Annotated in this window: 22 protein-coding genes; 15 read left to right on the top strand and 7 right to left on the bottom strand. The window is 52.8% G+C overall.

Going from position 1 to position 22,414, the window contains the following annotated elements; translation table 11 throughout:
• Positions 1–236: 236 nt before the first annotated feature.
• Positions 237–725 (top strand): VOC family protein, encoded by a 489-nt coding sequence (locus J7I43_RS12430; RefSeq protein ID WP_209146000.1) that lies wholly within the window; start codon positions 237–239, stop codon positions 723–725.
• Between the two features lies 1 nt (position 726).
• Here J7I43_RS12430 and J7I43_RS12435 read toward each other — a convergent pair whose 3' ends face one another.
• Genes J7I43_RS12435 through J7I43_RS12445 form a run of 3 tightly spaced genes read right to left on the bottom strand, consistent with a single transcriptional unit; the run spans position 727 to position 3,083 of the window.
• Positions 727–1,212, bottom strand: a complete 486-nt coding sequence (locus J7I43_RS12435; protein WP_209146001.1) for a low affinity iron permease family protein — start codon at positions 1,210–1,212, stop codon at positions 727–729.
• A gap of 3 nt (positions 1,213–1,215) precedes the next feature.
• A complete protein-coding gene (locus tag J7I43_RS12440; protein WP_209146002.1) occupies positions 1,216–2,667 on the bottom strand; it encodes a sigma-54-dependent transcriptional regulator in 1,452 nt (483 codons plus the stop codon).
• 53 nt (positions 2,668–2,720) lie between these two features.
• Positions 2,721–3,083: a response regulator gene (locus J7I43_RS12445; RefSeq protein ID WP_209146003.1), complete on the bottom strand. Its 363-nt coding sequence runs from the start codon at positions 3,081–3,083 to the stop codon at positions 2,721–2,723.
• Between the two features lie 313 nt (positions 3,084–3,396).
• On the opposite strand from J7I43_RS12445, the gene J7I43_RS12450 reads away from it, so the two are divergent.
• On the top strand, positions 3,397–3,582 hold the full coding sequence (locus J7I43_RS12450) for a CsbD family protein (protein WP_209146004.1): 186 nt from the start codon (positions 3,397–3,399) through the stop codon (positions 3,580–3,582).
• A 336-nt stretch (positions 3,583–3,918) separates the two neighbouring features.
• On the opposite strand, the gene J7I43_RS12455 is transcribed toward J7I43_RS12450, so the two are convergent.
• Positions 3,919–4,377: a ferritin-like domain-containing protein gene (locus tag J7I43_RS12455; protein WP_209146005.1), complete on the bottom strand. Its 459-nt coding sequence runs from the start codon at positions 4,375–4,377 to the stop codon at positions 3,919–3,921.
• 218 nt (positions 4,378–4,595) lie between these two features.
• Between J7I43_RS12455 and J7I43_RS12460 the strand changes: the two genes are divergently transcribed.
• Together J7I43_RS12460 and J7I43_RS12465 are read left to right on the top strand one after the other, a co-directional pair.
• Entirely contained in the window at positions 4,596–4,748 is a 153-nt protein-coding gene (locus tag J7I43_RS12460; protein ID WP_120519031.1) for a lmo0937 family membrane protein, read from the top strand.
• 90 nt (positions 4,749–4,838) lie between these two features.
• A complete protein-coding gene (locus tag J7I43_RS12465) occupies positions 4,839–5,762 on the top strand; it encodes a DUF6528 family protein (RefSeq protein ID WP_209146006.1) in 924 nt (307 codons plus the stop codon).
• Here the strand turns inward: J7I43_RS12465 and J7I43_RS12470 are convergent.
• Both J7I43_RS12470 and J7I43_RS12475 read right to left on the bottom strand, forming a co-directional pair.
• Positions 5,759–7,195, bottom strand: a complete 1,437-nt coding sequence (locus J7I43_RS12470) for a hybrid sensor histidine kinase/response regulator (RefSeq protein ID WP_209146007.1) — start codon at positions 7,193–7,195, stop codon at positions 5,759–5,761. The two genes, J7I43_RS12465 and J7I43_RS12470, sit on opposite strands and share 4 nt — an antisense overlap.
• 49 nt (positions 7,196–7,244) lie before the next feature.
• Positions 7,245–8,654, bottom strand: coding sequence for a sensor histidine kinase (locus J7I43_RS12475; RefSeq protein WP_209146008.1), 1,410 nt, complete (start codon positions 8,652–8,654; stop codon positions 7,245–7,247).
• Positions 8,655–8,956: 302 nt separating this feature from the next.
• Between J7I43_RS12475 and J7I43_RS12480 the strand changes: the two genes are divergently transcribed.
• The 4 genes from J7I43_RS12480 to J7I43_RS12495 all read left to right on the top strand — a co-directional run bounded on the left by J7I43_RS12480 (position 8,957) and on the right by J7I43_RS12495 (position 12,014).
• Complete coding sequence (locus J7I43_RS12480) at positions 8,957–9,406, top strand: hypothetical protein (protein WP_209146009.1); 450 nt, start codon at positions 8,957–8,959, stop codon at positions 9,404–9,406.
• A gap of 36 nt (positions 9,407–9,442) precedes the next feature.
• The gene (locus tag J7I43_RS12485) at positions 9,443–10,072 is read left to right on the top strand and encodes a YciE/YciF ferroxidase family protein (RefSeq protein WP_209146010.1); all 630 of its coding nucleotides are present in this window, start codon (positions 9,443–9,445) and stop codon (positions 10,070–10,072) included.
• Positions 10,073–10,141: 69 nt separating this feature from the next.
• On the top strand, positions 10,142–11,011 hold the full coding sequence (locus J7I43_RS12490; protein WP_209146011.1) for a glucose 1-dehydrogenase: 870 nt from the start codon (positions 10,142–10,144) through the stop codon (positions 11,009–11,011).
• Complete coding sequence (locus J7I43_RS12495) at positions 10,986–12,014, top strand: DNA topoisomerase IB (RefSeq protein WP_209146012.1); 1,029 nt, start codon at positions 10,986–10,988, stop codon at positions 12,012–12,014. The genes J7I43_RS12490 and J7I43_RS12495 overlap by 26 nt, the downstream gene beginning before the upstream one ends.
• Before the next feature lie 51 nt (positions 12,015–12,065).
• On the opposite strand, the gene J7I43_RS12500 is transcribed toward J7I43_RS12495, so the two are convergent.
• Positions 12,066–12,440, bottom strand: a complete 375-nt coding sequence (locus tag J7I43_RS12500; protein ID WP_209146013.1) for a hypothetical protein — start codon at positions 12,438–12,440, stop codon at positions 12,066–12,068.
• A 233-nt stretch (positions 12,441–12,673) separates the two neighbouring features.
• On the opposite strand from J7I43_RS12500, the gene ku reads away from it, so the two are divergent.
• The 7 genes from ku to kdpB all read left to right on the top strand — a co-directional run bounded on the left by ku (position 12,674) and on the right by kdpB (position 22,414).
• Positions 12,674–13,450, top strand: coding sequence for a non-homologous end joining protein Ku (ku, locus tag J7I43_RS12505; protein ID WP_209146014.1), 777 nt, complete (start codon positions 12,674–12,676; stop codon positions 13,448–13,450).
• A complete protein-coding gene (ligD, locus tag J7I43_RS12510; RefSeq protein WP_209146015.1) occupies positions 13,447–16,104 on the top strand; it encodes a DNA ligase D in 2,658 nt (885 codons plus the stop codon). The genes ku and ligD overlap by 4 nt, the downstream gene beginning before the upstream one ends.
• A 74-nt stretch (positions 16,105–16,178) precedes the next feature.
• The gene (locus J7I43_RS12515) at positions 16,179–16,673 is read left to right on the top strand and encodes a DUF4199 domain-containing protein (RefSeq protein WP_209146016.1); all 495 of its coding nucleotides are present in this window, start codon (positions 16,179–16,181) and stop codon (positions 16,671–16,673) included.
• 97 nt (positions 16,674–16,770) lie between these two features.
• Positions 16,771–18,105: a sigma-54-dependent transcriptional regulator gene (locus J7I43_RS12520; protein ID WP_209146017.1), complete on the top strand. Its 1,335-nt coding sequence runs from the start codon at positions 16,771–16,773 to the stop codon at positions 18,103–18,105.
• A 423-nt stretch (positions 18,106–18,528) separates the two neighbouring features.
• A complete protein-coding gene (gene kdpF, locus J7I43_RS25020; protein ID WP_378108749.1) occupies positions 18,529–18,606 on the top strand; it encodes a K(+)-transporting ATPase subunit F in 78 nt (25 codons plus the stop codon).
• A 22-nt stretch (positions 18,607–18,628) separates the two neighbouring features.
• Entirely contained in the window at positions 18,629–20,344 is a 1,716-nt protein-coding gene (gene kdpA / locus J7I43_RS12530; protein WP_209146018.1) for a potassium-transporting ATPase subunit KdpA, read from the top strand.
• 21 nt (positions 20,345–20,365) lie between these two features.
• Positions 20,366–22,414, top strand: coding sequence for a potassium-transporting ATPase subunit KdpB (kdpB, locus tag J7I43_RS12535; RefSeq protein ID WP_209146019.1), 2,049 nt, complete (start codon positions 20,366–20,368; stop codon positions 22,412–22,414).

Genomic DNA, 22,414 nt, shown 5'->3' on the forward strand with positions numbered 1-22,414 from the left:
GGCAACAAAGTGAACTTTTTTTTGTTGGTATTAGATTAGTGCCTGGTGTCAAACACCGCCGCCTGGCGGCAGAACAAAAATACGCGGGGCATGGCGTTACATACCCTGATATCACGCCATTGACGATACTTTGATACAAAAGCGGTTCTCAAGCGCGACCGGGTTCAGCGGACAATTACATATTACCGGTTGAAGGAGGGAACCGCTTACCTTTGTGTAAAAAAACAGCAGTATTCATGAGCTATACCGTTCCGCCGCAGACCCGCATCGGGCATGTGCATCTCAAAGTTTCCGATCTTCAGCGCTCGCTGGATTTTTATTGTGGTTTGCTGGGTTTCGAATTGATGGTGACTTACGGCGACCAGGCGGCGTTTATTTCCGCTGGCAGCTATCATCACCACATCGGGCTGAACACCTGGCACAGCAAAGGCATGCCGCCCGCGCCAGTGAATACCGCGGGGCTATACCATGTGGCGATCTTGTATCCTGAAAGAAAAGACCTGGCGGCCATTTACAAAAGGCTCACCGAAGCCGGCGCGCAGTTTACCGGCTTTGCGGACCATGGCGTTTCTGAAGCGCTGTACCTCAACGATCCGGACGGCAACGGGCTGGAATTGTATTGGGACAGGCCGAAGGAAGAATGGCCGGTCGATGAAAACGGCGGGCTGAACATGTATACGGAGCGCCTGAACCTCTCCGACCTGCTGCAGGAATTGAACAGGTGATTTATCTTCTGCCTTTGAGTTTGCTTTCCGTGTTCTCCATCGCCTCTTCGATGGAATGCGAGCGTTTCAGGTCCAGGTTTTTTTTCATTTCCGAGGCCAGTTTCGTATAAAAACTATGAAGGGTATTTAACTCTTCTTCAGACATCGATTCCACGTCTATCAGCCGGTTGCTCGCCGTTTTGGTAGCGGCGATCAGCTCGTTGAGCTTCAGCTGGATGGACTTGGAATCCTTGTTCTGCGATTTCTGGATAATGAACACCATCAGGAAGGTCACGATAGTGGTGCCTGTGTTGATCACCAGCTGCCAGGTGTCCGAAAACCCGAACAGCGGCCCTGTGATCGCCCACACCAGGATTACGGCGAATGCGATGATGAAGGCCCAGGGATTGCCGGTGGCGTTCACCACTTTGGTAGCGAACCGCTCGAAAAACGGCGCTTTGCCGTTTCCTTTCCCATTTCCCGCCGGTACCGGGGGTTTATTTTCCATGTATCAATAATTGATGTTCAGAAGGCGCAACTTGTTGTAGAGGGTTTTCCGGTCGATGTTCAGCAGCTGGGCGGCTTTGGTTTTGTTGTACTTCACCGCTTTCAGCACGTTGATGATCTTATTGTACTCGGCTTTGAGCGCGACGGATTTCAGGTCGTTCTCGTCGAGCATGGGCAGGTCGGGCATTTCGTCGCTGTCTTCCATCGTGCTGGAGGGTGCGGCAGCTGCGGCGCTGCTGAGGCGGGAAAATCCTCCCGCTTTCATTTCCAGCGGCAGCGCGGCCATGGTGATCTCTTTCCCGGAGGGGGTGAGCAGGCTGGCACGGCGGATCACGTTCTTCAGTTCGCGGATGTTGCCCGGCCAGTCGTACTGGCGGAAACAATCCCAAACTTCCTCGGTCATCACCGGCTCGGGTTTGTTGAGCTCTTTGCTTACCTGGCTCAGGAAGGAATCTACGAATAACGGCAGGTCTTCATTACGCACGCGAAGCGGGGGGATATGGATGGTAAATTCGTTGAAACGGTGGAAAAGGTCTTCCCGGAACTTGCCTTTCTGCACGGCTTCGAACAGGTTTTCGTTGGAAGCAACGATCAGGCGTACGTCTACCGCAATTTCCTTCATGCTGCCCACGCGGCGGATCTGTTTTTCCTGGATCACGCGCAGCAGGGCCACCTGGATATCGTAAGAAAGATTGGCAATTTCGTCGAGGAAGATGGTGCCGCCGTGCGCCTGTTCGAACGCGCCTATTTTGGTGCCAATGGCGCCGGTGAATGCGCCTTTTTCGTGGCCGAACAGTTCGCTGGCCGCCAGTTCTTTAGACAGGCTGCCGCAGTCGATGGCAATAAAAGGCTGGTTGCTGCGGCTGCTGTGATCGTGAATGAGGTGCGCCACGGATTCTTTGCCCGTGCCGGTTTCCCCGAAAAGGATCACGCTGTAATCGGTAGGTGCCACCAGCGTCAGTTCGCGGAACAATGCCTTGGACGGCTCGCTTTCGCCGTACACGTATTTTCCGCCGCCGTTTTTGCCGGGCTCGCCGGGCTGCGGCCTTTCCTCATGCGCGTGCGGCGCCACTGCAGGCCCCTGTGCGGAAGGCGCGGGTTGCGAGAGCGCTTTGTTTACAAGGCCCAGGATCTCGTCCGGGTATAAAGGTTTGGAAATGTAATCGTAAGCACCGTTTTTCACCATCTCCACCGCTATCCGTACATCGGAATAACCGGTGATGATGATCACGACCGTTTGCGGCCTGAGCGCGCGGATGTCGTTGAGCAGCTGCGCCCCGTCCGTGTCTTTCAGCCGGTAATCACAAAGCACCAGGTCATAGGCTTCCTCTTTCATCATTTTCAGGGCCTGTGCGCCGGTCATTGTGCTGTCTGTCTTAAAGCCATGTTTGCTCAGGAATTTGCTGAGCAGGGTACAAATGTTTATTTCATCATCAATAATGAGGATACTCTTCATATTATCTGATATTGGACGGATACTAAATTTACTAATAATTATGCACTTGGTATTTACCAGCTCTTGACATCGAAAAGGATTTCCTGTAATTCCCCTACATTAAAAGGTTTCGGCAAAAAGTGGGCCGCTCCCGCTGTTAGCGCGCGTTGTTTTTCCATCCCGTTATCATATGCGCTGATGGTGATCACCGGCAGGTCAGGGTATTGGGTTTTGATGACGGGCAAGGCCTCGAGGCCCGAGCCGTCGGGCAAATGAATGTCCAGGAACAGTACGTCCGGCTGCTGGCGCTCCAAAAACTGCATGCCTTCCACAAGGCGATGCACATACTTCACCTTGTACCCGTGTTTGCTCAGGCTCAGCTGAAGAAGTTGGCATATATCCGGCTCATCGTCGATGATTAAGATCAAATCTCCCATGGTGTTGGGTTTAAGTAGATTTCCGGGGTTACTGACATCACGGGAAGTAATACTGGATGCGCTGGATATTTTTTTTCCTGGATTCATAACTCACTGTCCGGTTTTTATGATAAAATTCCTTTCATTAATACCCTTGCAAACATTCTGCCGGGCCGATTAGATGTCTAAACAGCAATAAATGGGGAATATTTTCCACATTTTTCCCTCCTGCTGTTTCCCCAATCTGCGATAATATACATCCAAATTTGTAGTTGAAAGCCTGTTTGGCACGATGGTACATTAATTGCACTTTTTCCCGTAAAAGTACTATCATATGAACTCACTGCAATTGAAAGGAGCATGGAACGAGATCAAAGGTAAGCTGAAACAAAAATATGCGGACCTGACGGACGATGATCTCACCTACACAGAAGGGAAAGAAGATGAACTGTACGGCAAGCTCCAGACGAAACTCGGAAAGTCCAAAGAAGAAGTTGAAAAGCTAATCAACGAGCTATAACCGTTTTTACCGGTTATACTTTTATCATAGCTGTTGTTTTAGTTATTGGCTGCTTTATATGGTTATAAAATGTTTAGCAGCATTACAACAGGGATCCAAAACCAGGATAACTACTGTTCAATGCAAAAGCATAACATATTTACAACCTGAAAGCTTGCCAAAGCTGTCCTGCATCGAAAGGTGCGGGACAGTTTTTTGCATGCATCCGTTTTTTGTTGCCCGGAACGCTCCATGTTCTATTAGCCCCAACCTTTTTTAGATAGATTGATCCATTACGAATTTTGAAATTGAAACCCGAAAAAAAGCTCCGGAAATTTCCCGGAGCTTTTTTTATGTTTATTTGTTCACGGCTTCCACATCGCGCATGTGGCGGATGTTGTCGTGAGAGGCTTTGAGCTTGTTTTGCTGCTGGCGGATGATGACGCGGAGGTCTTCCGGGAGATAGTCCTGCTCCATCGCCTGGCGGTACGATTTCTGGGCCGCGTCTTCGCCGAATTCGCAGGATTTCAGGATGGTATGGCGGTCGTTGCCGCCGAAAGACACCTTCACGTCCATCCAGGTGCGGTAGATTTTCCCGGCAAGGGTGGTATCTCTTTCCCTTTCTTCGCCCATATTCCTGAGGTAACGGTTCAATTCCACCGTAAAATGTTTGCTGTCGGCGATCAGGCCGTCGAAGAGGTCTTTCAGGTCTGTTTCATTGGTCTGTTTCGCGGCTTTCTGGTACCCTTCGATCCGGTCGTTGTTGATCTTCACGAGGTCTTCCACCACGGCGGCGATTTTCTGATGATTTTCCATGGTTAAAATTTTTGGGTGATCTGATGCTTACATCCGTCCAAAAAAGAAGCCATGCCCATACCCCGCCGCAATGGCGCGCCGATGGCGGGAAATTGCCACTGATGGTGGAAACGCCTCCCCAAACCGTGAGCCGGAAACCCGCTACAGCATTAATAATCCGGGGTTTCGGGGTTGGCATAATATTTTGAATGTATTAAGTGAACTAAACATCTAATGCCATGAGTAATTTACTTTATCTGATCGCAGTGATCCTTATCATAGGATGGTTACTCGGATTCTTCGTTTACTCCGCAGGCGGCCTGATCCACGCTTTACTGGTACTCGCCATTATCGCGGTGCTGATCAACATTATCCGCGGCCGGGCCGTATAGTTACGCAGCGTAAAAATTCGATCCATAAAAACGGGGGAAGGGACGGCCTGCAAGTCATCCTTTCTCCCGTTTTGTTTGTAAATTCCACCTATGAATACACTATTGCTGCCCTTTCTCCTGTACTTCGCACAGCAGCCGCTGCCTCCCGTCCTGGTCACCGATCAGGCCGCCCACCGCATCATTATGGCCGACGCCAATACCGGAACGGTGTATTGGGAATGGAAGGCAGGCGATGTGGCGGAAGACCACAAAAAATGGTTCAGCAATCCCAGCGACGTAAAAATGGTGATGGATAACCGCTACGTGCTCACCTGCGCGTCCGGCGGCGGTGTGGCGCTGGTAAGGCTGCAGGACGGGAAGACGGTGTTTTACGATTATGCCGGCGGCAATACGCATTCCGCCGAACTGCTCCCCGATGGTAATATCGTGACCGCTTCCAGCACCGGCAATTACCTTTGCGTTTTCCGGGCGGACACTTCGGGCGGTTATCAACAGGGCCGCCTCAAACAAAAGGTTTTCCTCGCGGATGCGCACAACGCCGTATGGTATTACGGCCGCCTCTGGGCCGGCGGGCGCAGCAAACTTTACGCCTTCCGCTACAACAATTCCCGCGAAACGCCCGCTTTACATAAAGAAGATTCCGTAAAAATACCGGGGAAAAATGCGCACGACATGATCGTGGCGCCCGCCTCGCAAACGCTGTGGCTCAGTATGGAAGACACTTTGCTGGAATTTAACCCCGGCAGCAAAAAGTTCGCGCCCGTAAAAAGCAGGCTGCAGCATAACGTGAAAAGTATTTCCCCCGGCCATGGCGCGCCTGCGCTGGTAACCGTTCCGAAAGAACAGTGGTGGACAGACGAGATCCACGACACCGAAGGCCGCAGCATCCTGAAAAAAGAAGGATGGAAAATTTACAAAGCCCGATGGGCAACGTCCGTCAGCACATCGTCGCATACGCTGGACAATAAAGACGGGTCGAAGAAAAATGCCCTGAAAAAATACACCGCCCACTAACTCAAAGGCAATACGATCATAAACAGCGTTCCTTCGCCGGGAGCGCTTTCCACATGTATGGTACCCTTGTGGTTGATGATGATATTCTGCGTGGAAGTAAGCCCCAGGCCGGTTCCCTTGGTTTTTGACGTGAAGAACGGATCGAACAGTCGGGCTTTATTGTCTTCGGGAATGCCCATGCCGTTGTCGCGGATTCGGATGAAGGCTTTGCCGTTCTCCGCTTCCGTGCTCACGGTGAGGATGCCTTCGCCGGGGATCATCGCTTCGATGGCGTTGATGAAGATATTGAGCAGTGCGATGTTCATTTTTTCTTCATCTGCCTGCAGCGTCACGTTCTCGTCGGTATAAAACTCGTTCAGCTGCATATTGTTCAGCTGGAGACGGTCATAAGCCAGGGCCAGCGCGTTTTTCACCAGCGTGTTCACGTGAAGCTCCTGCAGGTGCAGCTCCATCATGCGGGTGGATTGCAGCAGCTCGGTCACCAGCTGGTTGATGCGCGTGCAGTTCCGCTCGATGATGTCCATGTACATATCGCTTTCTTCTTTCTCCACATTTTCTTCCTGTTTGATCTGCCCTACGGCCAGCAGGATGTTGGTGAGCGGGTTGCGCACCTCGTGGGCGATTACGCGGGCGATGCGGCCGGAGATGACGAATTTTTCCTGCGCCCGTTTTTCATGTTCCTCGCGTTTCTTTTCGGTAATGTCTTCCGCCACACAGAGAAAAGTGCCCAGCTGCTCGTCGAGTTTGTTGGCGTTGATAAGCATTTCCAGCTTCTGCCCGCTTTTATTTTTAAAGGAATACTCCTTCTGCGCGATCGCATCGTCCTGGCAAATGTCCAGCAGGAATTGGGTAGCTTCCAGTTCGCCCATGAACAGGTCTTTGAGGTTCATGCGGAGGAACTCTTCGCGGGTGTACTGCATTTTTTTCAGTGCGATGGGGTTCGCATCGATGATATTTTTGTTGCAGTCTGCCAGGAAGATCAGGTCGTGGCTTTTTTCGAAGATGCCGAAATATTTGCGCTGACTTTCCGCAATAATGCGCAGATGCCGGGATTCCATAATGGCGTACCGCACGGCACGTTCCAGCTCGGGGCCGGTGATCTCGCCTTTCACGAGGTAATCGGAGGCGCCGGCCATCATGGCTTCGTTGTCTATCGCATAGTCGCCCTTGCCGGTGAGCATGATCACGGGAGCGTCGTTGCCTATTGCCTGGAAATGCCGGAGAATGTCCAGGCCGGTGTAGCGCCCGAGGCGGTAATCGACCAGGTATAGTTCGTGTTCCTTTTTTTCGATGGCTTCAATGGCCTTATCGTAAGTGGACGCCCATTCGATATCATACTGGTCCCCCGCTACGTCCTGCAGCAGGGTATTGACAAGGAAAAAATCATCTTCGTCATCATCCACCATCAGTATGCGTGTCCTTGTGTCTTTCATATTTTTCCCCAATAGTTCGTTTTTGTTAATGCAATAAACATGCAAATATTTAATCTTCGCGGATTTGTTTCACCGGCAATACGATTACGAAAGTGGAGCCCTGGCCGGCGGCACCAACGGCTGTAATGGTGCCGTTGTGCGAATCCACGATCTTTTTGCAGATAGCAAGCCCGATGCCGGTACCTTTGTATTCGCTGACGCCGTGCAGGCGCTGGAAAATGAGGAATATCCTGTCTGCGTACACCTGGTCGAACCCGATGCCGTTATCCTGGATGGAAATGCGGCAGTAGGTTTCCCCCCATTTTTTTTCGCTGGTGAAACCGGCTTCCTTGCCCGTGAGCAGTTCGCGGCGGATGCGGATCTCCAGCGGCCGTTCGGGGTGGGCGAATTTAATGGAATTGGACAGCAGGTTCTGGAAAAGCTGGTGAAACCCCGTATCGCTGCCTTCGATAACGGGCAGCTGGTCGAACAGGATGCTGCCTTTTTTCTCCTGCAGGGCGGGTTCGAGGTCGCCGATCACATCCTGGAGGATAGTGTTGAGATCGATGGGCACGAGGCTTTCCGGCGTGATGCGGCCGGCGCGGGAAAAACTGAGCAGGTCGTTGATGAGGATGCGCATGCGGCCCACGGCCGCCACCATGCGGTCTATCAGCTGACCGGCCTCTTCCGGCAGCTCGTGGCGGTGTTTGGAAAGCAGGCGGTCCGAGAATGTGGAGATCTTCCGCAGCGGCTCCTGCAGGTCGTGTGAGGCCACGTAGGCGAATTGTTCCAGTTCTTTATTGGTATTGTTGAGCAGCGCGATGTTTTCCTGCAGCTCGCGCTGGTAATTTTTCATGCGGGCCTCGATATGCAGCTGAAGGCGGAACTCGCGGGTGAGCGTGATGTAGGAATAAACGCCGATCAGGATGGCGGCGATGGAAATGATGAACAGGACGGGGATAGACAGGCCGGAGAAAAAATGGAACATGCGCGTTTTTTCATTCAGCTGCGCCTGTTCGATCAGGATCATATCTTCGACCTTATGGTCGATCCGGTCCATGGAAACTTCCGCTTGTTGGATAGCCGCGCTGCTGGAGCCTTTGCGCTGGCCGGTAAGCTGGGTGTATTTCACGTCCAGCAGGCGTTTGAGCGTGTCCAGGTTGCGTTGCTGGGCAGGGTCGTCGATAATGCGGCGCAGCTTGCGGTATTCGTTTTCGATCTTAATGCTGCGTTCTTCCATGCTCGGGTTGAGGAAAGCCTCTTCTTTGGTAAGACTGTAACCGCGGATGGCGGCCTCGGCATCCTTGAGGTAACGCGTAATGGCGTCGAGGCGTTTAGATACTTCCACCGCGTGGCTGAGCCTGTCCGCATTATGCATCAGGTTCCTGGCGATCACGTAAGATACCAGCGAAGCAACCACGATAATGGTGAACGCGATAAAAAAACCGACCCTGATCTTCTTGTGTACGCTGATGTGCATGGATTCGAACGTTTTATATTCCCCTTTGCCTGTGAACGATTTTCTACAGAATGAAAATCTAATTCTACAAAGAATATTCCCCTGTTGTAAATAATTGATCTGAATTTACGAAAACCTGCGAAAACAGCGGATAAAACAGCAGCTGAAACGCATTTGTGCAGCCGTTTATATTGTTGTTGCTCTTTTTCCTGCAAATCATATGCCCCGTATTGGAATGCCGTTTGAACTATAATACAAATGAAATCCGGAGAGACTTTCACTGTGTTACTATCAGTGTTTTTTACACCTTAAAACTGTGAGTTATGAAGAGCCAAGCCAATCAGGAAACCCAGCCCAAACCCGGGCAAAAAGGGCAGAACAGCCAGCAGCCCCCGGGGTTGGAAGGGAACCAGGAACGAAACCGTGACCAGGGAAGCCATGGCCAGGGAGGCGGACAGCCCAAACCGGGCCTTGATAAGGGAGAAGGAGAAGGCGAAAACAAACCCAACATTCCCCCCGAAGTGCCCAAACGCGAAGTAGAACGCAAACCCAGCGACCCGCAATCCGAGCCGGGGCCGGAAGTAGGCCCCAAGCCTGAAATTCCCGACAAAGCGCCGGATACCGAGCCAAAACAGCAGGGGAAAGGCGGCCCGCCCGAAAATGAGGAAAACAACGACGTCGAAGAACAATCGCCAGACATCGTGGGCGAGGAGAAAAAAGAAGAAAGCAGCCTGGTAGACAAACGCGACCGTTTTCCATTTCCTAACAAATAAAAAATGCTTTAATCACCCAAATAATCCTCACATATTATGGCAACTAAATCCACCGGTTCCCGCAACGGAACAAAAAAAAGCGCCGCAACAACGCGCAAAAACACCGGCAGCAATTCAAGATCAGCAGCGCCTGCCCGTAAAAGCACCAGAAGCAACGGTAAAGGCGAGGATATGCCCAACTCCAAGTTCCACCAGCTTTTCATGGACGAGCTGAAAGATATTTACTGGGCCGAAAAACACCTGGTGAAGGCTTTGGGTAAAATGCAGAAAGCCGCTTCCTCGCAGGAGCTGGTAAATGCGTTCGCCGACCATCTTGAAATGACGAAAGAACACGTTTCGCGTGTAGAAGAAGTATTCGAATTGATGGGCATGAAACCCACCGCTAAAAAATGTGAAGCGATGGAAGGGTTGGTAGCCGAAGCGCAGGAACTCATCAGCGAAGAAGAAGAATCTTCCGTGCTGGATGCGGGCCTGATCATCGCCGCGCAAAAAGTGGAACACTACGAGATCGCAGCATACGGCAGCCTGCGTACCCTGGCCAACAGGATGGGGCATACAGACGCGGCCGCCATCCTCGAACAAACGCTGGACGAAGAAAAGGAAACGGATTCTTTGCTCACGCAGATCGCAGAATCTTCCGTGAACGAAGAGGCGATGGCGGAATAGCCGCCATTGCAGGAAAGAGGCTGACAACGGTGACACGTTCCAGCCTCTTTTCATTTAACGAAAGGAACTATGCAGAAAACAAATAAAAAAAAAGACATCAGACCCCCGCAGCATCAAAACCGCCAGCCGGGCATAGAATCGAGGATGCAGCCGCAGCCGGTGTCTGAAAAAAAAGATAAACCCGCAGGCGGCAGGCTGCAGGACAGGATCGCCGTGATCACCGGGGGAGACAGCGGCATCGGGCGCGCCGTGGCATTGGCTTTCGCGGCGGAAGGCGCGCATATCGTGATCGCGTACTACGATGAAGACGGCGATGCGCAGGATACCGCGGAGCGCATCCTGGCGCTGGGCAGGGAAGTGCTGCTGGTGGCGGGAGATGTGAGCAGGGAAAAACATTGCGGGAAGATCATCCGGAAAACCGTGCAGCGCTTCGGAAGGATAGACGTGCTGGTGAACAACGCCGCCGTGCAGTTCCCGCAGAAAAAGTTCGAAGACATTTCCTCCGAACAGCTGCTCCGTACATTCTCCACCAATATATTCGCGCATTTTTACATGGTGCGCTTTGCCCTGCCGCATATGCGGAAAGGCAGCTCCATTATCAACACCACTTCAGTGACCGCCTACCGCGGCAGCAGCCACCTGGTGGATTATTCCGCCACCAAAGGAGCCATCGTTTCATTTACCCGCTCCCTTTCCTCGATGCTGGCCGATAAAGGCATCAGGGTGAACGGCGTGGCCCCCGGCCCCATCTGGACGCCGCTGATCCCCGCCACGTTCCCAGCTAAACACGTAGCCGAATTCGGTTCGGACGTGCCGCTCAAACGCGCTGGCCAGCCCGTGGAAGTGGCCACCAGCTACGTTTTTCTCGCGTCAGACGATGCGGGGTACATCACCGGCCAAATATTGCACCCCAATGGAGGAGAAATTGTTAACGGCTAACGCTCCCGCCGCAATGGCCCAGGCCGCCCGCCTGCGCTACGTTTCCCCCGCACGCCCCGGGTTTACGCGCGTGCGCGAGGGCAAAGAATTTTCCTATCTCGACACTGCCGGCAAAAAGATCACCGACGAAGAAATACTCGGCCGCATTAAAGGCCTCGTACTGCCGCCCGCCTGGGAAAACGTGTGGATCTGTCCCTACGCGAACGGTCATCTCCAGGCCACCGGCACCGATTCGCTCGGCCGCCGGCAATATCGTTACCACACGCGCTGGGCCGCCATGCGCAACGAAACGAAATACAACCGCCTGCTGCAGTTCGGCAAAATACTGCCGCGCATCCGGGCGCAGATCAAAAAAGACCTTCGCAGGAAAGCGCTGGACAAACAGCGCGTTTGCGCCATCGCCCTGCGCATTATGGAAGAAACGCTGATGCGCGTGGGCAACGCCGAATACGAAAAAAAATATCATTCCTACGGCCTCACCACCCTGCACAACCGCCACGTTAAAATAAACGGCAACGAACTTTTTTTTTGCTTCAAAGGCAAAAAAGGCGTGGAACATAAAATTTCACTGCGCCATGCGTCGCTCGCGCGCCTGCTCAAAAAAGTCCGCGACATTCCCGGCCAGGAACTGTTCCAGTATTACGAAAGCGGCGAAGTAAAAAGCCTCGATTCCGGAGAACTGAACGATTACCTGAAAAATATCACCGCGGAAGAATTCACCTGCAAAGACCTGCGCACCTGGGCCGGCACCCTCGAAGCGCTGCACCTGCTGGCGGCCTGTGAGCCCTTCGAATCGCAGGCGGCCTGCAAACGGCAGATCGTGGAAGTGATAGAAAGTGTGGCGCAAAAACTGGGGAATACCCGCGCAGTGTGTAAAAAATACTACGTTCATCCCTGCCTCCTTTCCCTGTACGAAGAAGAAAAACTGGGGAAATACCTGCAAAAGGAAGTGGACGAAAAGCTACTGCTGCGAATCCTGAAAGACCAGGCGCAAAAAAAATAGGGATGCCTTTTTCAGCTTCCCTATTTTTTTATTACCCTTCAAAACATCACATCAGCCGAAAATCACCTGTTCTTCCCTGTCTTCAACAGGTATTTTCTGGAGAAACTCATCAAATCCGGATTCGTCGTGGGAGGAATACATGCCATACGCGTCGAGTACATAGCCTTTGCGGCCTTCCCGGTCTTCCAGGAGGTACAGTACAGAGTTGTCTGATGGGTCTGATTCCCCTTCAAAACGGTAGGTTTTGATGATCTTGAGATCTTCAGGGTTATAGATTTGTTCGCCGTTGGGAGATTGCATCCTGCCGTGGTCGCTTACTTTAAATTCATTGTCGAATCCTTTCGAGTGAAGCTTGCTCATGATCTGTGAAAGGGTCGTCATTTCCCCAGGCTTATTTGCATTATTGTTCGTGTTCGGTGTTTCCATAATGATCGGGTTTAGTTTTTAATGTTGAAATGCCAAAACCTATGCCATAGAAATCTGGCCTGATTGTTGGCTGATAATTTTCAGAAATCATTAACACCGTATTTATTCGACGAATGTATTCCCCCCAATAGTTATGCATATTAAAGAAACACGGCCGTTCCGTTCCCGGGGCGGCTATTTCTTTTTCAGCCCCGTGGTATAATCATTGTTGTAGAATAGGAAAACCTCTCCCCATGCGATCAATATGGACAGGCAGCATAGGTTTTGGGCTGGTGAACATACCGGTGAAGTTGTACAGCGCCGTGCAAGACAGCCGGCTCGACCTCGATATGCTGGATAAAAAAGACCACTCCCGCATCCGTTTCCAGCGGATCAACGAAAAAACAGGCAAAGAAGTGGCCTGGGAAAACATCGTGAAGGCTTACAATCTCAACGACGAGTACGTGGTGCTGGACGAATCTGACTTTGAGGACGCGGCGCCCAAAAAGAGCAAAGTGATAGAAATTTCCACCTTCACTGCCACCAGCGAAATAGACGCGATATATTTCGAATCGCCGTACTTCATCGCTCCGGATAAAAGTGGCGCCAAAGCTTACGAGCTGCTGCGCGCCACGCTCGAAAAAACGGGGAAGGTAGGCATCGCGCTGTTCGTATTGCGCTCTCAGGAGCACCTGGCCGTTGTACGCGCGAAAGAAGATTACCTTATGCTGCACCGCCTGCGATTTGCGGAAGAAGTGCGCACGGCAGACGATCTCACGCTTCCCTCCAAAACCACCATTCCCAAAAAGGAGCTGGACATGGCCGTGAAGCTGGTGAACCAATACACCGAGCCGTTCGACATTTCGCAATACAAAGACGAATACGCGAAGGAACTGCTGCGCATCATCAAAGCCAAAGCCAGCGGCAAACGCGCGAAAGTGAAGAAAATGAAAGTGGTGACCACCAAAAGCACCGATCTGTTCGACCAGCTCAAAGCCAGCCTTGGCACGGGTAAAAAACGAGCGTCATGAGCCTGCAGAAATATCACCAGAAACGGGACTTCCAACAAACGTCCGAGCCGCGCTCCGGCAAATCCAAAGGCAAAGCGCACATCTTCGTGGTACAGCGCCACCATGCCACCCGGCTGCATTACGACTTCCGGCTGGAGATGGACGGCGTGCTGAAAAGCTGGGCCGTTCCGAAAGGCCCCAGCCTGAACCCGGAAGACAAACGGCTGGCCATGGCGGTGGAAGACCATCCTTACGATTACAAGGATTTTGAAGGAGAAATACCGCCCGGCAATTACGGCGCGGGTTATGTGTACGTGTGGGATAAAGGCACTTACGAGCTGCTGCACGAAAACGGCAGATCGTTCGACGCTTCGGCGCTGAAAGAATGGAAAGACGGCAACCTGAAAGTGGTGCTTCACGGCAAAAAACTGAAAGGGGAATTTGCGCTGGTGAAAATGAAAGGCGGGCGCGAAGAGAACGCCTGGCTGATGATCAAACACCGCGACAAATACGCGGTAGACGAGGCTTACGACAGCGAGGAACATACACCGAAACGCGTGATCGAAAAGCTGAAGGGGCCTTCGAACAACAAAGCGGCCGAAACCAAAGGCAGGAGAACGCCGGCGAAAAAGGCCACGCCAAAAAAGAAAGCCGCCACCGCAAAAAAGGCCAGTCCGCGCGCGAAAAAAAGCGCCGCTGGCGCCGCGAAAAAGCCGGCGGCGAAAAAGGATTCGGAACACACGTCGCGCATGAAAACCTTTTACGCCCCCATGCTCACCACGCTGGTAGATGCGCCTTTCGACCGCGAAGGCTGGATCTTCGAACCGAAATGGGACGGGTACCGCGCCATTGCCGCGGTGAAAGACGGGGAAACCGAATTGTATTCGCGTAACAAACTCTCGTTCAACGAAGCATACGCTCCTATTGTTGAAGCTGTGGAGAATATTCCCCACAATGTTGTGCTGGACGGCGAGATCATTATTCTCGGCGCAAACAAAAAATCGGATTTCCAGGCCTTGCAGAATTACCGTTCCACCGGCAAAGGCAAACTGGTGTACCAGGTGTTCGACCTGCTTCATCTCGACGGGCATGAGCTGGGAGAATTGCCGCTGACGGAAAGGAAGATCCTGCTGGAAGAACTGGTAAAGCAGCTGGACGATCCGCGGGTGCAGTATTCCGCGCATGTTGCCGGCAAAGGCGTGCAGTTGTTCGAAAAAGCGGCAAAGGCGGGATGGGAAGGTATTATCGCGAAAGATGGCGAAAGCGGGTATGCCGGCGGCGTACGCACGATGAGCTGGCTGAAGATCAAAGTGACAGGCCGGCAGGAAGCCGTGATCTGCGGGTACACCGCCCCGCGGGGAGCGCGTAAGAACATCGGCGCTTTGCTGCTCGGCGTGTATGAAGGAAAAAAACTGCGGTATATCGGTCTTTGCGGCGGCGGTTTCAACGACGTGGGGCTGAAAAGCCTGTATGAAAAACTGCAGGATTACCGGCAGGATGATTCGCCGTTCGAAGAAAAGATCAAAACCAATATGCCGGTCACCTGGCTGAAACCGGAGCTCGTATGCGAAGTGAAATTTTCAGAATGGACGCAGGGAGGACTGCTGCGCCAGCCCATTTTTATTGCGCTGAGGGAAGACAAACCCGCCACCGCCGTAAAACGCGAAGTGGCCCAACATATCACTGGCGCCGGGAAAAAAACGGCCGCCGCTAAAAAAGAACCCATGCACAAACCCAAGGCAAACATGCAGGAGCCCGCCGAAGTGGCAAAAGACCGGGTGCTGACGCTCAACAAACAGGAAGTGCAGCTCACCAATCAACAGAAGATCTATTGGCCCAAAGAAAAGATCACCAAAGGGCAGCTGATCGATTATTATTTATCGGTGGCGGATTATATTTTGCCGCACCTGAAAGACCGGGCATTGTCGCTGCACCGCTTCCCGAACGGCATTGCCGGGCAGAGCTTTTACCAGAAAGACCTCGACCTGGAGCAGGTGCCGGCGTGGCTGAAAACCACGCAGGTGCATTCCGAATCCACCAACAAAGTGATCGACTACCTGGTATGCAACAACGAAGCAACGCTGGCGTATATGGTGAACCTCGGCTGTATCGAGATCAACCCATGGTTGTCCCGCATACGCAAACCGGAGAATCCCGATTACGTCGTGCTCGACCTCGACCCTGAAGACATTGCGTTTACCGCCGTGGTGGAAACCGCGCAAACCATCCGCAAGATCCTCGAATCGCACGACATCGTTTCTTACTGCAAAACTTCCGGCGCCAGCGGGCTGCATATTTACGTGCCCACCGGCGGGAAATATCCATACGAAACCTGCCGCCTTTTTGCGGAATACATTGCACAAACCGCCAACGAACAGTTGCCGGAAATCACCAGTATCATCCGCGCCAAAGCGAAAAGAAAAAATAAGGTCTATATCGATTTTCTGCAGAACGCATGGGGCCAGACGATCGCCAGCCCGTATTCGGCAAGGCCGCAGCCCGGCGCGACCGTAGCCACGCCGCTGCAATGGAAGGAAGTGAACGCAAAACTCGACATCAAAGATTTCCATATCGGGAACACGCTTAAAAGACTGGAAAAACAAGGCGATCTGTGGGAAAATATCCTGAAAGAAAAAAACGACCTGAAGACAATTCTGAAATCGGTGGCACAATAGGCACGTTATTGGCTTTGGTATACACAGACTGAAAGGGGGTGATGAAGCATGTTATTCACTAAATCCAAACGCGTATGCAACAAACAATGCAATCACCACGAAAACTGCCATGGATCTATGGCGTATTGATAGGGCTGGTCAGTATTTTATTTACCCTGTTCTTTTATATCACACGTTGGATGACCGATCTGTGGACGGGGTATTTCGTGAGCGCCGTCATTTTTATCGGGACGATGATTGCCGTAATGCACGCCAATAAGGCTTATGGAGGAAGAGTATCTTTGGGAAGATTGTTTTTGTCGGGCCTGCTGGCGGCTTTTGTAGCCGTCGTGATGGTATCCACCGCTAATTTACTGTTCCAGCTGGCCACGGAACCCGTAGCGGGCACGGGCGTAGACCTTCCCTCCGAAGGGAACCGCATCAGCGAATACAGCGATACAAAAAGACAGGGTTTCTGGATCTTCACTGTTACCAATATATTTTTTACGAACGCGGTAATGGGCGGCTTGGGCGCTTTTATAGGCGCGATAACGGTAAAACGCAACCAGAAAACCACCGACGCGAAATAACGGATAAACGGATCAATCATATTGTAACCCGGGGCTGGCCAATGCGGCTGCGCCCCGGTTTTTTATTTAATGTCGATAACTGTTTACTTTTGCATCCATGTCTAAAGGTACCATACTGATCATCGACGACGAAGAACAGCTCCGTAAACTGCTGGGCAGGTTACTGGCACTGGAAGGTTATTCCATTCTCGAGGCGGGAAACATCAAATCCGCGCTGAAGCTGCTGGAGCGGGAAGAGGTGCAGGTGGTGCTGTCTGACGTGAAACTCCCGGACGGCAACGGCGTGGAGCTCACCCAAACCATCAAACAGCATTACCCCGAAATAGAAACCATCGTGCTCACGGCTTACGGCAACATCGAAGACGGCGTGCGGGCGATCAAAAACGGCGCGTTCGACTACATCACCAAAGGCGACGACAACAACCGCATCCTGCCGCTGGTAAGCAAAGCCATGGACAAAGCCCGCCTGCAATACCGCGTGCGCTCGCTGGAAGACAGGATCGGCGGCAAGCACGATTTCGAAAACATCATCGGCGAATCCCCCGAGATAAAAGAAGCCATCGCGCTGGCGAAAAAAGTAGCGGGAACGGACGTAACCGTGCTGCTGCTCGGCGAAACCGGTTCCGGCAAGGAAGTGTTCGCGCAGGCCATTCACCGGGCCAGCGAGCGCGGCCAGCAGCCTTTCGTGGCCGTGAACTGCAGCGCTTTCGGGAAAGACATCCTGGAGAGCGAGCTTTTCGGCCATAAAGCAGGCGCTTTTACCAGCGCGGTAAAAGACAAAAAAGGTTTTCTCGAAGAAGCCCACAACGGCACGCTTTTCCTCGACGAGATCGGCGAAATGGCCATCGAGCTGCAGGCCAAACTGCTGCGCGTGCTTGAAACGCGCGAGTTCTATAAAGTAGGGGATTCCAAGCCCATCAGGGTCAACATCCGCATTGTTGCCGCCACCAACCGCGAGCTGGAAAAAGAGATCTCGGAAGGGCGTTTCAGGGCCGATCTTTATTACCGCCTCTCCGCTTTCCAGATCACTTTGCCTTCGCTGAACGAGCGCAGGAAAGATATTCCGCTGCTCGCGCAATATTTTATCCGCCAGCTTGCGCCCAAGAACGGGAGAAAAATTTCAGGGATGACGGAAGCGTTCAGCAAAGCGCTGCGCGAGCACAGCTGGAAAGGCAATATCCGGGAATTGCGGAACGTGATAGAAAGGGCCGTGATATTGTCAGACACGCCGGAACTGGATATTTCCGCCCTCCCGCTGGACTTCAGCATGAACGGCCCGGCAGACGACGCCCTCACCCTTGCGGACGCCGAGCGCCGGCACATCATCCGCATCCTTCACCTCGTAAAAGGCAACAAAACAAAAGCCGCCGAAGTGATGCAGATCGGTCTTACCACGCTGTACAACAAGATCAAAGAATACAATATCCAATAACCCGTTTTTGCAGATACCCTTCAGATTCTGCACGGTTTCCGGCATTGGCATCCTGTGCCGGAATTGATTAATTATTTGAAATCCAGTTATTTAAGACTTCGTTAACCCCTCTGGCATTCCGCTCGCTGATACCGGTGCAAATTAAATCATCATGTTACCGGACGCCAAAGTACCGTTATTGATCGCCCACCAGATACCCGCTTTAACGCCGGATATGCAGCCGGGCGCTTTGTTACCAAATCCATCGGGGTATGCTCCGTTGAAATCGTACCTGCCCGCATCGCTGCAACAAGTCCGTCATCAAATCATCTTAAATAACGCATTATGTTAATCGCACTACTGCTCCTTGCGGGCCTCGTTTGTTTCTGGCTGTTCTTCAAGTCCGTGGACTATTTCGAAAATATTTAAACCGACCGATCTATGATGAACGCATTATTCGTTTTGTCTGTCCTGGTCTTCATTTACATGATCTATGTATTGCTGAAGCCGGAAAAATTCTGAATCCCTAACTGTCTTTTAAAAAATGAATACAGAACTGCTGGGCGTCATAGCCACCTATGCGCTGACATTGATCATAGCCATCCCGCTTGGCCGTTACATCGCCAAAGTGTTTAAAGGTGAAAAAACCTGGATGGACTTTCTCGCGCCGCTCGAAAGGCTGATCTACAGGATCAGCGGCATCAATCCGAAAGAGGAGATGAACTGGAAACAGCACCTGAAAGCGCTGCTCACCATTAACCTCATCTGGTTCGTGTACGGTTTTTTCCTGCTGATCTTCCAGGACAAATTGCCGCTGAACCCGGACGGCAACCCCGCGCAAACGCCGGACCTTGCTTTTAACACGGTGATCAGTTTCCTCGTGAACTGCAACCTGCAGCACTACTCCGGCGAATCGGGCCTTACTTACCTGACGCAATTATTCGTCATTACTTTTCTTCAGTTTTTAAGCGCCGCCACCGGCATTGCCGCGCTCATCGTGGTGTTTAAGGCGCTGAAAGACAAAACGGTCACCCAGCTCGGGAACTTCTGGGAGTTTTTCGTAAAAACCAACACCCGCCTGCTGTTGCCCGTCTGCTTGGTGATCGCGCTCATACTTTCCTTTAACGGCACGCCCGCCAGCTATGCAGGCAAAGACGCCATCGTGACCATGCAGGGCGATACCGTAGGGGTGTCCCGCGGGCCCGCTGCAAGCATGATCGCCATCAAACACCTCGGTACCAATGGCGGCGGCTGGTTTGGCGCCAACTCCATTCACCCGCTGGAAAACCCGAACTATCTCACCAATATGACCGAAGCGATCGCGCAAACCATCATTCCTGTTGCGATGATCTTTGCGCTTGGTTTCTTTATCCGGCGTAAGAAGTTCGCTTACGTGATATTCGGGGTGATGACGGCCGGCATGCTGCTGTTGCTGATCCCGACCATCATACAGGAAACGGGCGGCAACCCGGCCATCGCCAGGATGGGCATCCTGCAATCCACCGGTGCCATGGAAGGTAAAGAAGTACGGTTCGGGCCAACTGCCACGGCTTACTGGAGCACTATCACCACGATCATTTCCACCGGTTCCATCAACGGGTTTCACGACAGCACCATGCCGCTCACCGGTATGATGCAGCTGGTGGCCATGATGACCAACTGCTTTTACGGCGGTTGCGGAGTGGGCATTCTCAACTACTTCGTGTTCATCATCATCGCCGTATTTATTTCGGGATTGATGGTAGGCCGAACGCCGGAGTTCATGGGGCACAAGGTCGAAGCGCGGGAAGTAAAGATCGCCGCGCTGGTAGCTTTGCTGCATCCGTTCCTGATATTGGCGGGCACTGCATTGTCTTCCTTCGCCGTCGCGCACGGCTGGGGCGCGGGATGGGCCACGCCGCCGGGCAACTGGCTGAACAACCCGGGCTACCACGGTTTCTCCGAAATGCTGTACGAATACACTTCCGCCGCGGCCAACAACGGTTCCGGGTTTGAAGGGCTGACGGACAACAATATTTTCTGGAACGTAAGCACCGGGTTCGTGCTGATCCTGTCGCGTTTCCTTCCGATCATCGGGCCGGTGGCCATTGCGGGCCTGCTGGCGCAGAAGAAATACATCCCCGGATCGGCGGGCACGCTGAAAACGGATACCGCCACTTTCGGCGTGATGACCTTTGCCGTGATCGTGATCATCGCCGCGCTGGCATTTTTCCCGTCACTCGCACTGGGGCCTATTGCGGAATATTTCTCCCTGTATTAATAAAAAAATGCTGAATTGATCATGAGAACAAAAAATAATACACTGTTCCCGGCGGACCTGGTGAAGGAAAGCCTGAAACAATCCTTCGTAAAACTGAGCCCGCGGGCGCTGATCAAAAACCCGGTGATGTTCACCGTAGAGCTGGGCACCATCGTGATGCTGATCGTTACGCTCCGGACGCTGTTCACGGGTGACCAGTCGCAGGGCAGCTTCGGCTATAACCTCACTGTTTTTATGGTGCTGCTGCTTACCGTGCTGTTCGGCAACTTCGCCGAAGCGATTGCTGAGGCGCGGGGAAAGGCGCAGGCTGAAAGTCTTCGTAAAACAAGGGAAGAAACGCCCGCCAAAAAGATCCTGGCCGTAGGCGAGATCTTCACGGACGAAATAAAAGTGGTGTCTTCTTCCCAGCTGAAAAAAGGCGACCTGTTCGTTTGCGAAGCGGGAGACATCATCCCGGCAGACGGCGAGATCGTAAAAGGCCTCGCCAGCATCGACGAATCGGCCATCACCGGCGAAAGCGCCCCCGTGATCCGCGAAGCGGGCGGCGATAAAAGCAGCGTGGTAGGCGGCACCAAAGTGCTCAGCGACCGAATTGTGGTAAGCGTGACCACCGAAGCCGGCGAATCGTTCCTCGATAAAATGATCGCGCTGGTAGAAGGCGCCACCCGTCAGAAAACACCCAACGAAATCGCGCTCACCATCCTGCTGGCCAGTTTCACGCTGGTGTTTATCATCGTATGCGTTACGCTGAAACCGTTCGCCGATTACGCCAATACGCCCATCACCATCGCCGCGTTCATATCATTGTTCGTGTGCCTGATACCCACCACTATCGGCGGTTTGTTATCTGCCATCGGTATCGCCGGCATGGACCGTGCGCTGCGCGCCAACGTGATCACCAAATCGGGAAAGGCCGTGGAAACCGCCGGAGACGTGGATGTGCTGCTGCTGGACAAAACCGGCACCATCACCATCGGCAACCGCAAGGCCACGAATTTTTATCCCGCGAACGGTTACTCCGAAGCGGAATTTATCCGCATCAGCGCGCTAAGCTCCCTGGCGGACGATACGCCCGAAGGAAAGTCCATCGTAGAGTTGGCGGGTAAAGACATCGTAAGCCGCCTTTCGCCGGACGGCGGCACCATGGTGAAATTCACCGCCGAAACCCGCAGCAGCGGCATCAACCTGGCAGACGGCACCCGCATCCGAAAAGGCGCGTACGACGCCATCCGCAACCTCTCCCGGCACGAAGGCCAGCCCTTCCCGCCGGAAACCGAGGCCAAAGTGAAAGAAATTTCCGGCAACGGCGGCACCCCGCTGGTGGTGGCCGTAAACAATAAAATAATGGGTGTGATCGAGCTGCAGGACATTATCAAACCCGGCATCCAGGAACGTTTTGAACGGCTGCGCAAAATGGGCGTGAAAACCGTGATGGTAACGGGAGACAATCCGCTCACCGCGAAATACATCGCCGAAAAAGCGGGTGTGGACGATTTTATCGCTGAAGCGAAACCGGAAGATAAAATGCGCTACATCAAAAAAGAGCAGCACGAAGGCCGCCTGGTAGCCATGATGGGCGACGGCACCAACGACGCGCCAGCCCTGGCGCAGGCAGACGTTGGCGTGGCGATGAACAGCGGCACGCAGGCCGCGAAGGAGGCGGGCAACATGGTAGACCTGGACAACGATCCTACCAAGCTCATCGAGATCGTGGAGATCGGCAAACAGCTGCTGATGACGCGCGGAACACTTACCACATTTTCCATCGCGAACGACGTGGCCAAATATTTTGCCATCGTGCCGGCGCTCTTCATCCTGTCTATTCCCGCTTTGCAGGGTATCAACATCATGCAGCTGCATAGTCCAGAAACGGCGGTCCTCAGCGCGGTGATCTTCAACGCGATCATCATCCCGCTGCTGATACCGCTGGCTTTGAAAGGCGTAACATACAGACCGGTAGGCGCCAGCGCGCTGCTGCGCCGTAATCTTCTCATCTACGGCCTCGGCGGCGTGATCGTGCCTTTTATCGGCATCAAACTGATCGATATCGTAGTGGCTTTATTCTTTTAA

Source organism: Chitinophaga chungangae (assembly GCF_017742215.1).
Lineage (GTDB): Bacteria > Bacteroidota > Bacteroidia > Chitinophagales > Chitinophagaceae > Chitinophaga > Chitinophaga chungangae.

Excerpts from the sequence above, each read along its gene's own strand:
- J7I43_RS12490 (WP_209146011.1), top strand. The coding sequence starts at position 10,142 with ATGCAGAAAACAAATAAAAAAAAAGACATCAGACCCCCGCAGCATCAA.
- J7I43_RS12445 (WP_209146003.1), bottom strand. The coding sequence starts at position 3,083 with ATGGGAGATTTGATCTTAATCATCGACGATGAGCCGGATATATGCCAA.
- J7I43_RS12475 (WP_209146008.1), bottom strand. The coding sequence starts at position 8,654 with ATGCACATCAGCGTACACAAGAAGATCAGGGTCGGTTTTTTTATCGCG.
- J7I43_RS12485 (WP_209146010.1), top strand. The coding sequence starts at position 9,443 with ATGGCAACTAAATCCACCGGTTCCCGCAACGGAACAAAAAAAAGCGCC.
- kdpA (WP_209146018.1), top strand. The coding sequence starts at position 18,629 with ATGAATACAGAACTGCTGGGCGTCATAGCCACCTATGCGCTGACATTG.
- J7I43_RS12520 (WP_209146017.1), top strand. The coding sequence starts at position 16,771 with ATGTCTAAAGGTACCATACTGATCATCGACGACGAAGAACAGCTCCGT.
- J7I43_RS12465 (WP_209146006.1), top strand. The coding sequence starts at position 4,839 with ATGAATACACTATTGCTGCCCTTTCTCCTGTACTTCGCACAGCAGCCG.
- J7I43_RS12450 (WP_209146004.1), top strand. The coding sequence starts at position 3,397 with ATGAACTCACTGCAATTGAAAGGAGCATGGAACGAGATCAAAGGTAAG.
- J7I43_RS12500 (WP_209146013.1), bottom strand. The coding sequence starts at position 12,440 with ATGGAAACACCGAACACGAACAATAATGCAAATAAGCCTGGGGAAATG.
- ligD (WP_209146015.1), top strand. The coding sequence starts at position 13,447 with ATGAGCCTGCAGAAATATCACCAGAAACGGGACTTCCAACAAACGTCC.
- J7I43_RS12460 (WP_120519031.1), top strand. The coding sequence starts at position 4,596 with ATGAGTAATTTACTTTATCTGATCGCAGTGATCCTTATCATAGGATGG.
- J7I43_RS12470 (WP_209146007.1), bottom strand. The coding sequence starts at position 7,195 with ATGAAAGACACAAGGACACGCATACTGATGGTGGATGATGACGAAGAT.
- J7I43_RS12435 (WP_209146001.1), bottom strand. The coding sequence starts at position 1,212 with ATGGAAAATAAACCCCCGGTACCGGCGGGAAATGGGAAAGGAAACGGC.
- J7I43_RS12480 (WP_209146009.1), top strand. The coding sequence starts at position 8,957 with ATGAAGAGCCAAGCCAATCAGGAAACCCAGCCCAAACCCGGGCAAAAA.
- J7I43_RS12440 (WP_209146002.1), bottom strand. The coding sequence starts at position 2,667 with ATGAAGAGTATCCTCATTATTGATGATGAAATAAACATTTGTACCCTG.
- J7I43_RS12495 (WP_209146012.1), top strand. The coding sequence starts at position 10,986 with ATGGAGGAGAAATTGTTAACGGCTAACGCTCCCGCCGCAATGGCCCAG.
- kdpB (WP_209146019.1), top strand. The coding sequence starts at position 20,366 with ATGAGAACAAAAAATAATACACTGTTCCCGGCGGACCTGGTGAAGGAA.
- ku (WP_209146014.1), top strand. The coding sequence starts at position 12,674 with ATGCGATCAATATGGACAGGCAGCATAGGTTTTGGGCTGGTGAACATA.
- J7I43_RS12455 (WP_209146005.1), bottom strand. The coding sequence starts at position 4,377 with ATGGAAAATCATCAGAAAATCGCCGCCGTGGTGGAAGACCTCGTGAAG.
- J7I43_RS12515 (WP_209146016.1), top strand. The coding sequence starts at position 16,179 with ATGCAACAAACAATGCAATCACCACGAAAACTGCCATGGATCTATGGC.
- J7I43_RS12430 (WP_209146000.1), top strand. The coding sequence starts at position 237 with ATGAGCTATACCGTTCCGCCGCAGACCCGCATCGGGCATGTGCATCTC.
- kdpF (WP_378108749.1), top strand. The coding sequence starts at position 18,529 with ATGAACGCATTATTCGTTTTGTCTGTCCTGGTCTTCATTTACATGATC.